Origin of the sequence: Methylococcus sp. S1M (assembly GCF_051295855.1) — a bacterium.
GTDB classification, from domain to species: domain Bacteria; phylum Pseudomonadota; class Gammaproteobacteria; order Methylococcales; family Methylococcaceae; genus Methylococcus; species Methylococcus capsulatus.
In genome coordinates this window covers 414,394-421,890 of record NZ_JBPDXO010000003.1, presented here as the reverse complement: position 1 = coordinate 421,890, position 7,497 = coordinate 414,394, and the positions used below count along the sequence as shown (strand labels likewise).

General features: G+C 62.4%; 7 protein-coding genes and 1 tRNA gene. 4 read left to right on the top strand and 4 right to left on the bottom strand.

Features of this window, described 5'->3' with window-relative positions:
* A partial coding sequence (locus tag ACSHWJ_RS08470) for a hypothetical protein (RefSeq protein WP_432539646.1) occupies positions 1-260 on the top strand: 260 nt, incomplete at its 5' end.
* Here the strand turns inward: ACSHWJ_RS08470 and ACSHWJ_RS08465 are convergent.
* From ACSHWJ_RS08465 to ACSHWJ_RS08455, 3 genes are all read right to left on the bottom strand, one after another.
* A tRNA-Pro gene (locus tag ACSHWJ_RS08465) sits at positions 249-325 on the bottom strand. The genes ACSHWJ_RS08470 and ACSHWJ_RS08465 overlap by 12 nt on opposite strands.
* A gap of 21 nt (positions 326-346) precedes the next feature.
* Positions 347-1,369, bottom strand: a complete 1,023-nt coding sequence (locus ACSHWJ_RS08460; RefSeq protein WP_432539654.1) for a polyprenyl synthetase family protein — start codon at positions 1,367-1,369, stop codon at positions 347-349.
* Between the two features lie 126 nt (positions 1,370-1,495).
* Complete coding sequence (locus ACSHWJ_RS08455; protein ID WP_256996325.1) at positions 1,496-2,668, bottom strand: PLP-dependent aminotransferase family protein; 1,173 nt, start codon at positions 2,666-2,668, stop codon at positions 1,496-1,498.
* 430 nt (positions 2,669-3,098) lie between these two features.
* Here ACSHWJ_RS08455 and ACSHWJ_RS08450 point away from each other — a divergent pair, with 430 nt between their 5' ends.
* The gene (locus ACSHWJ_RS08450) at positions 3,099-3,467 is read left to right on the top strand and encodes a hypothetical protein (RefSeq protein ID WP_010962187.1); all 369 of its coding nucleotides are present in this window, start codon (positions 3,099-3,101) and stop codon (positions 3,465-3,467) included.
* A gap of 100 nt (positions 3,468-3,567) precedes the next feature.
* Here ACSHWJ_RS08450 and ACSHWJ_RS08445 read toward each other — a convergent pair whose 3' ends face one another.
* Entirely contained in the window at positions 3,568-3,912 is a 345-nt protein-coding gene (locus ACSHWJ_RS08445; protein ID WP_143708569.1) for a hypothetical protein, read from the bottom strand.
* 123 nt (positions 3,913-4,035) lie between these two features.
* Here ACSHWJ_RS08445 and thiE point away from each other — a divergent pair, with 123 nt between their 5' ends.
* Together thiE and aceE are read left to right on the top strand one after the other, a co-directional pair.
* Positions 4,036-4,710 (top strand): thiamine phosphate synthase, encoded by a 675-nt coding sequence (gene thiE, locus ACSHWJ_RS08440; protein WP_432539645.1) that lies wholly within the window; start codon positions 4,036-4,038, stop codon positions 4,708-4,710.
* Positions 4,711-4,804: 94 nt separating this feature from the next.
* On the top strand, positions 4,805-7,492 hold the full coding sequence (gene aceE, locus ACSHWJ_RS08435; RefSeq protein WP_282213706.1) for a pyruvate dehydrogenase (acetyl-transferring), homodimeric type: 2,688 nt from the start codon (positions 4,805-4,807) through the stop codon (positions 7,490-7,492).
* The last annotated feature ends 5 nt before the right edge of the window (positions 7,493-7,497 follow it).

Genomic DNA, 7,497 nt, shown 5'->3' with positions numbered 1-7,497 from the left:
GCACGCTTCGACGGATGCAAGGCCCTTGGCTCTTGTCCCAATGGGAAGGAAAATGGACCGCCGGCCAGCATTACGGCTGGCGAATCAAGAAAACCAAAATCGCGGAAAACCGGGCGGATCGAGACAGCCCCGTCACCGACGCGACGTCACAAGGTACTGGATGGGAGCCTGATCCCAGGCATTGGTTTCACGCTGCCGCAACAGCAAGTGAAACCGAATGGCAACGCTATGAGTTCGAAGGTAAATTCTGGTCGGGGTGAGAGGATTCGAACCTCCGGCCACTGCCTCCCGAAAGCAGTGCTCTACCAGGCTGAGCTACACCCCGAAATCCGGCTGGACAGATTTTTCAATAGCCGCGATCGACCGCGAACCGTGCAAGAGCGATCAAGGCATCCTTGTAACCACTCTCGGGAAGATGGGTAACCTGCTCAATGGCTTTGTTCGCAGCATCCCTGGCACGCCGCTCAGTATACGAGATTGCGTCGGTCGACTCAATCACTGCGTACACTTTTTTGAAGTGTTCCCGCTCGCCCTGCTCTATCGCTTGCCGCAAGAGCTCGGCCTCCGCGCCGGAGGACTGGGACAGCGCATAGATCAATGGCAGTGTCGGCTTGCCTTCGGCGAGGTCGTCACCGAGGTTCTTGCCCCACTCTTCAGGATCGGCCTTGTAGTCCAACACGTCGTCCTTGAGCTGGAAGGCGATTCCGAGATATGTCCCGTAATTTTTCAGGGATTCTTCGACTGCGTGCGACGAGCCGGCGAGCACCGCGGCAAGCTGGGCGGCAGCGCTGAACAATATCGCCGTCTTGCGAGAGATGACGTCCAGGTAGCGCCCCTCGTCGGTCGCCGGATTGTTGCAATTGAGCAGCTGCAGCACCTCGCCCTCGGCGATGGCCGTGGTGGTGCGGGACAGGATGTCCATCACTCGCATATCCTGGACCCGCACCATCAGCTCGAATGAACGCGAGTACAGATAATCCCCTACCAACACGCTCGCGGAATTACCCCAGAGCGCATTGGCAGAGTCCTGCCCCCGGCGCAGCGCGGATTCATCGACGACGTCATCGTGCAGCAGCGTCGCGGTGTGGATGAACTCGATGACCGCTGCCAGGGTGATATGGTGGTCGCCCGGATAACCCAATGCCTTGGCCGAAAGCAGATGGAGCATGGGGCGCAGGCGTTTGCCGCCGCTGCCGACGATGTATTGCCCGATCTGATTGATGAGTACCACATCGGAATGCAGCTCGCGCAAGATCAGGCTATCGACCGCAGCCGCCTCGCCGTCGACGAGACGGCGGATACCGGCGAAAACCTCGCGGGAATCGCGAAGATCGGCGGCCCCTGGATCGGAGATAGCGTGATTATTCATCGAGTTGTTATGAGCGCGCCCGCCAACAAAAAAACCCATCCATGTTAGATACTCATAGCGCGTGTGTCAAGGTGACCGCGCATGCGACGTTCTGGGTCCAAACCGCCCAGAGTCGTCGACTGCACTTCAACCGGCGGCAGGAGCGGCGCATTCGCTCAGCACCTCCGACAGGAGGCCGATGCCCCTCTCGATCTTTTCCGGCGTAGCATGACTGAAGTTCAACCGCAAAGCCGGATAGCGCTGATCCGCGACCGGGAAGAACGGTTCTCCCGGCATGAATGCCACATCGCGGCCCAATGCCACCTTGAGTGCAGCCAGAGTGTCGATGTTCCCTACCAGCCGCAACCAGAAAAACAGTCCACCGGCCGGTGCCGACCATTCCGCCAGGCCGCTGAAATGCCGCTCCAGGGCAGCCTGCATCGTATCCCGCCGCCCGGCATAGACGCCGTTCATGTGCGCCAGATGCTTCCCGAAATCGCCGGAAGAGAGGAAGCGCGCCAGCCAGGCCTGACCGGTGCGGCCGGTGTGAAGGTCGCTCGATTGCTTGAGGCGGACGAGCCACGGGAACAGACCGGGAGACGATGCGAGGTAGCCGACGCGCAGTCCCGGCGCCGTTATTTTGGAAAAGCTGCCCAGATAGACCCAGGGCGCCCTTTCGAGATAAGCACAGACCGGCGTCCGGTCGCATGACGTATAGACCAAATCCCGGTAGGGGTCGTCCTCCACCAAAGGGGTACCGGTCTCATCGAGCACCGCCGCGACGGCGCGGCGTGCCGCATCGCTGTAACAGCATCCCGACGGGTTCTGGAAGCTGGGGATGAGATACACGAAAGCGGGTCTGTGGCGGACGATGGCCGCTTTCAGTGCGTCCGGATCGATGCCCCCGACCTGCAAGGGCAGGCCGTGAAACTCCGCGCCATAGACCCGGAAACATTGGAGCGCGGCGAGGTACGTCGGCGATTCCAGCAACACCGGCGTTCCTTCGTCGATGAAAAGCTTGCCGACCAGGTCGATACCCTGCTGGGAGCCCGTCGTCACCAGGACCTGTTCGGTCTGACAGCGAAGCCCGAGGCCCGAGAGCCCTCGGGCAATCAAATCCCGCAACACCGGCTCGCCTTCACTGGGACCGTACTGGCGGGAGTCTGCGGCACAGGCGCCGAAATCCAGTTCCGGCATCATCTCTTCCGCCGGCAAGCCGCCGGCGAAAGAGATGACCCCGGGCCGCTGAGTGATCTGCAGGATGTCACGGATGAGGGAACTGGTAAGGCGTTCGGTTCGGCGGGAAAGTCGAGGTGTCATGAAAATCCGGTGTGGTTGCTCGAGCCGGTTCGGCTGGATGGTTTTGAAAAAGTTCGAGGCGGGTTCGCCCAAGGCCCGGCCGAGAGCGGAAGCCGTCGGCCCATCAGCGTTCGCGAGCTTCCGACTATACAACATCGTGGCTTGCAGCGCGGGAGCAAACGCGCCTGCGGCGCCGCTCTGCGACATGCAAGACGGGGGAAGGGGGGAATTTTGCGACGACCCGAGCTCCAAACATGGTCTTGGTCGCGGAATTTGGTTAGTATTACGACCCGATTACGGAAGGCGGGGCCGTCAGGTGTCGACTTCCGTTAGCGCCGCGTTGTAGCCGGGCTGGTACCGGTGGGTCGACGGGCAGAGGGATACGACAGCAGTCACTCGGCTCCAGACTCCACACAACGATAACTACGATACCCGAGGAGACTCAGTCGATATGAAAACTCAGAACGTCCTGTCCAAGTTCGCCGCTTTGATGGTCGCCGGCTCGCTGAGCTTCGGCGCTTTCGCCGCAGAAGACGCCGCTGGCGTGAAGAAAGCCACCGAAGAGGCACTCAAGGCGTCCCAGGAGGCGCTGGAACAGGCCAAGAGCGGCCAGAAGGATGCCGCCATCGCCAGTGCAAAGCTCTACCGTCAGAAGGCGAAGGAAATCACCGGCGCCGGTGCGGGCATGTCCCTGCAGAAGGCCATGGGAGCCGCCAAGGAAGCCGCGACGGAACTCGAAGCCGGCAACAATGCCGCCGCCATCGAGAAGCTGACCGACGTCGTGAACCGCATGACGGCCATCAACAACGAGACGAAGTAATCTCGTTGCATTTGGTCGGCGGCCATGCCCGCCGGCAAGGGAAGGCGGAGCGAGAGCGCTCCGCCTTTTTTCATGCTGCTCACCGGCTGTCACCGCCGTTTTACGGCTCGTGCCGCACGCCGGGCAGGTATTGCGGCGTGCTGGGTTCCTGATGGGCTTCCAGATAGGCACGGAAACCAGCGAATACGGGCCAGGTGACCGCCTCCATGCCGCTCGCGGTCAGCAGGCCGATGCCGGCGACGGCGCGCTCCACCCCCGTTGGGCGGGTTTTCATATGGAAGTCCCGCTGCAGGATCTCCTCGTCGTCGGTCATCAAGGCATAAGTCAGACGGGCATTGTGAAACGCCATGGGCTGGACCGACGAGTCCGGCGTCACCGGCCCCGTACCGCAGGCGGTCAGACAGGAAATCAGCGCCGCTACCGCCGGTATTGAAGGTTTTTCCACGATCGTCGTCGGCACAAGGATGGGTAACGTTCGAAAGCCTATCATGAATGCCGTGTCAACGAGCAGATGCCTACGGGATTTCAACGGTCGAGAATACCGGGACGCCACTGACGACCCACTCGAATGAAAAACTCGATGTACCTGCCCTTTCCCTCGAAAGGGCTTTATGCGATCACCCCCGACCGGCTGCAGGGCGATGCGCTGCTTGCCGCCGCGGAGTCCGCCATCCTCGGAGGCGCCGCGGTGGTGCAATACCGACCCAAGTCGGGACCGGCGAGCGATCGCCTGAGTGACGGAATCCGGTTGCAGGAACTCTGTCGCACCGCCGGGATCCCCCTGATCGTCAACGACAGCCCCCGGCTGGCAGCGGAGATCGGCGCGGACGGGGTCCATCTGGGCAAGAACGACGGTTCGGTGGCCGCCGCACGTCACGTCCTCGGCGACCGGGCGATCGTCGGCATTTCCTGTTACGACTCGTTGGAAAGGGCACTCCGAGCGGAAGCCGAGGGCGCGAATTATGTGGCCTTCGGCGCGCTTTTCCCGTCCGCCACCAAACCCTGCGCGTCGCGCGCACGGCTGGAAACGCTGCGGGAGGCGGGAGCCCGTCTGCAGATCCCCATCGTAGCCATCGGCGGCATAGATACCGCCAACGCCGGTCAGGTCATCGGCGCCGGAGCGGACCTGGTGGCGGCCGTCGAGGCCGTGTTCGGTGCCGCGGATGTCGCACGTGCGGCCCGTGAACTGTGCAGCCTTTTTCACGCTCCGCGGAAACGGCGGCCGCACTGCGACGACGCCTGAGTCGTCCGTTCTACACGATCCCATTGTCCTAGGGTTAGAACGGCGGCATCATATTCGGTTAACGCTTTAATCAACCGAAGGGCCGAGTACCGCCATGATCGCAAGCAATCCCTCCCTCAACTCCCAGTCCGCGGCCAACACGGATACCGATCCGGAGGAAACCAGGGAGTGGCTGGACGCGCTTGCGGCCGTCATCGAAACAGAAGGCGTCGAGCGCGCGCATTTCCTGATCGAAAAGCTCGTCGACAAGGCGCGCCGGTCCGGCGCGAATCTGCCTTACAAGGCCAACACGGCGTACATCAACACCATTCCGCCTCATGCGGAGGCTCGCAGCCCCGGTGACGCCGGCATCGAGCACCGCATCCGCTGCTATCTGCGTTGGAACGCCATGGCGATGGTGGTGCGGGCAAACCAGAAATCCACCGAGTACGGCGGACACATTTCCAGCTTCGCTTCCTCGGCCACGCTCTACGACGTCGGTTTCAACCATTTCTTCCACGCTCCCGACCGGGACCATGGCGGCGACCTGGTGTTTTTCCAGGGCCATTCGGCGCCCGGCATCTATGCCAGGGCATTTCTGGAAGGACGGCTGACCGAGGAGCATCTGGACCGGTTCCGCGCCGAAGTGGGCGGCGGGGGGCTGTCATCCTATCCGCACCCCTGGCTGATGCCGGATTTCTGGCAGTTCCCGACCGTCTCCATGGGCCTCGGCCCGCTCATGGCGATTTACCAGGCGCGGTTCATGAAATACCTGGCCGATCGCAAGATCCTCCTGAATACCGAAGGCCGCAAGGTCTGGTGCTTCTGCGGGGACGGCGAGATGGATGAGCCGGAATCGATGGGCGCCATCGGCCTTGCCGGCCGGGAAAAACTGGACAACCTGATCTTCGTGGTCAACTGCAACCTGCAGCGCCTGGACGGACCGGTGCGCGGCGACGGCAAGATCATCCAGGACCTGGAGGCCGAATTCCGCGGCGCCGGCTGGAACGTCATCAAAGTGATCTGGGGCTCCCACTGGGATGCGCTGCTGGCGCGCGATACCAAGGGCCTCCTGCGGCAGCGGATGGAAGAGGTGGTGGACGGCGAGTACCAGACGTACAAGGCCAAAGACGGCGCCTATGTCCGCAAGCATTTCTTCGGCAAGTATCCCGAACTGCTGGAAATGGTCGCCAACATGTCCGACGAGGACATCTGGCATCTGAACCGGGGCGGTCACGACCCGCACAAGGTGTATGCCGCCTACGCGGCCGCGGTGGCGCACAAGGGACAGCCGACGGTGATCCTGGCCAAGACCATCAAGGGCTATGGCATGGGCCGGGCCGGTGAAGGCCAGATGATCGCCCATCAGCAGAAGAAGCTGGACGCCGAGGCGCTCAAGGCCTTCCGCGACCGTTTCAACATTCCGATCCCGGACGACAAGGTGCATGAGGCGCCGTACTATAAACCGGCCGAAGACAGCCCCGAGATGATCTATCTGCAGGAGCGCCGCAAGGCCTTGGGCGGTTACCTACCGCAACGGCGGAAGGAGGCACCCCACCTCCAGATACCCGAGCTGAGCATCTTCGAGACGATGCTGAAAAGCTCGGAGGACCGAGAAATGTCCACCACCATGGTGTTCGTCCGCCTGCTGTCGTCCCTGCTGCGGGACAAGGCGCTGGGCCGCTACGTGGTGCCGATCGTGCCCGACGAGGCCCGCACCTTCGGCATGGAGGGCCTGTTCCGGCAATACGGCATCTATTCCTCCGTCGGCCAGCTCTACGAACCGCAGGACGCCGACACCGTGATGTTCTACCGGGAGGACAAATCCGGCCAGATCCTGGAGGAAGGCATCTGCGAAGCCGGCGCGATGTGCGACTGGATCGCCGCCGGTACGGCGTTCAGCAACCACAACGTGCAGATGATCCCGTTCTACATCTACTATTCGATGTTCGGCTTCCAGCGCGTCGGTGACCTGATGTGGGCGGCGGGCGACATGCAGGCACGCGGCTTCCTCATGGGCGGCACCGCCGGACGGACCACGCTGGCCGGCGAAGGTCTGCAACACCAGGACGGCCACAGCCACCTGATCATGGGCGCCATCCCCAACTGCATCACCTATGATCCGACCTTCGCCTACGAGCTGGCGATCATCGTCCACGACGGTCTGCGCCGGATGTATCAGGAAGGCGAAAACGTCTTCTACTACATCACGGTGATGAACGAGAACTACACCCATCCTGCCCTGCCGAAAGGGGCCGAGGAAGGCATCATCAAAGGTTTGTACAAGTTCCGTGATGCCGGCAAGGACGAGGCAGTGCAGCTCCTCGGCAGCGGGACCATTCTGCGCGAAGTCATCAAGGCCGCGGAGTTGCTGGAAGCCGATTACGGCATCAAGGCCGGCATCTGGAGCGCCACCAGCTTCAACCAGTTGCGCCGCGACGGCCTCGAGGTTTCGCGCTGGAACCTGCTGCATCCGGAACAGCCGCGGAAGACCAGCTACGTCGAACGATGCCTGGCCCCCACCGCCGGCCCCGTCGTCGCCGCCACGGACTACGTCAAAGCCTATCCGGACCTGATCCGGGAGTTCGTACCCCGACGCTACACCGTGCTGGGTACGGACGGCTTCGGCCGCAGCGACCGTCGGTCGGCGCTGCGCCGGTTCTTCGAGGTGGACAGCCACTACATCGCGTTCGCGGCCTTGAAGTCACTGGCCGATGAAGGCGGCATCGAGAAAACCAAGGTGTCCGAGGCGATGACCCGCTGGAACATCGATCCGGACAAGGCCAACCCCATCGGGTGCTGAGGAGG

What these genes read in the sequence shown, in the direction of transcription:
- ACSHWJ_RS08450 (WP_010962187.1), top strand. Translation starts at nt 3,099, where the DNA reads ATGAAAACTCAGAACGTCCTGTCCAAGTTCGCCGCTTTGATGGTCGCC.
- ACSHWJ_RS08460 (WP_432539654.1), bottom strand. Translation starts at nt 1,369, where the DNA reads ATGAATAATCACGCTATCTCCGATCCAGGGGCCGCCGATCTTCGCGAT.
- ACSHWJ_RS08455 (WP_256996325.1), bottom strand. Translation starts at nt 2,668, where the DNA reads ATGACACCTCGACTTTCCCGCCGAACCGAACGCCTTACCAGTTCCCTC.
- aceE (WP_282213706.1), top strand. Translation starts at nt 4,805, where the DNA reads ATGATCGCAAGCAATCCCTCCCTCAACTCCCAGTCCGCGGCCAACACG.
- thiE (WP_432539645.1), top strand. Translation starts at nt 4,036, where the DNA reads ATGAAAAACTCGATGTACCTGCCCTTTCCCTCGAAAGGGCTTTATGCG.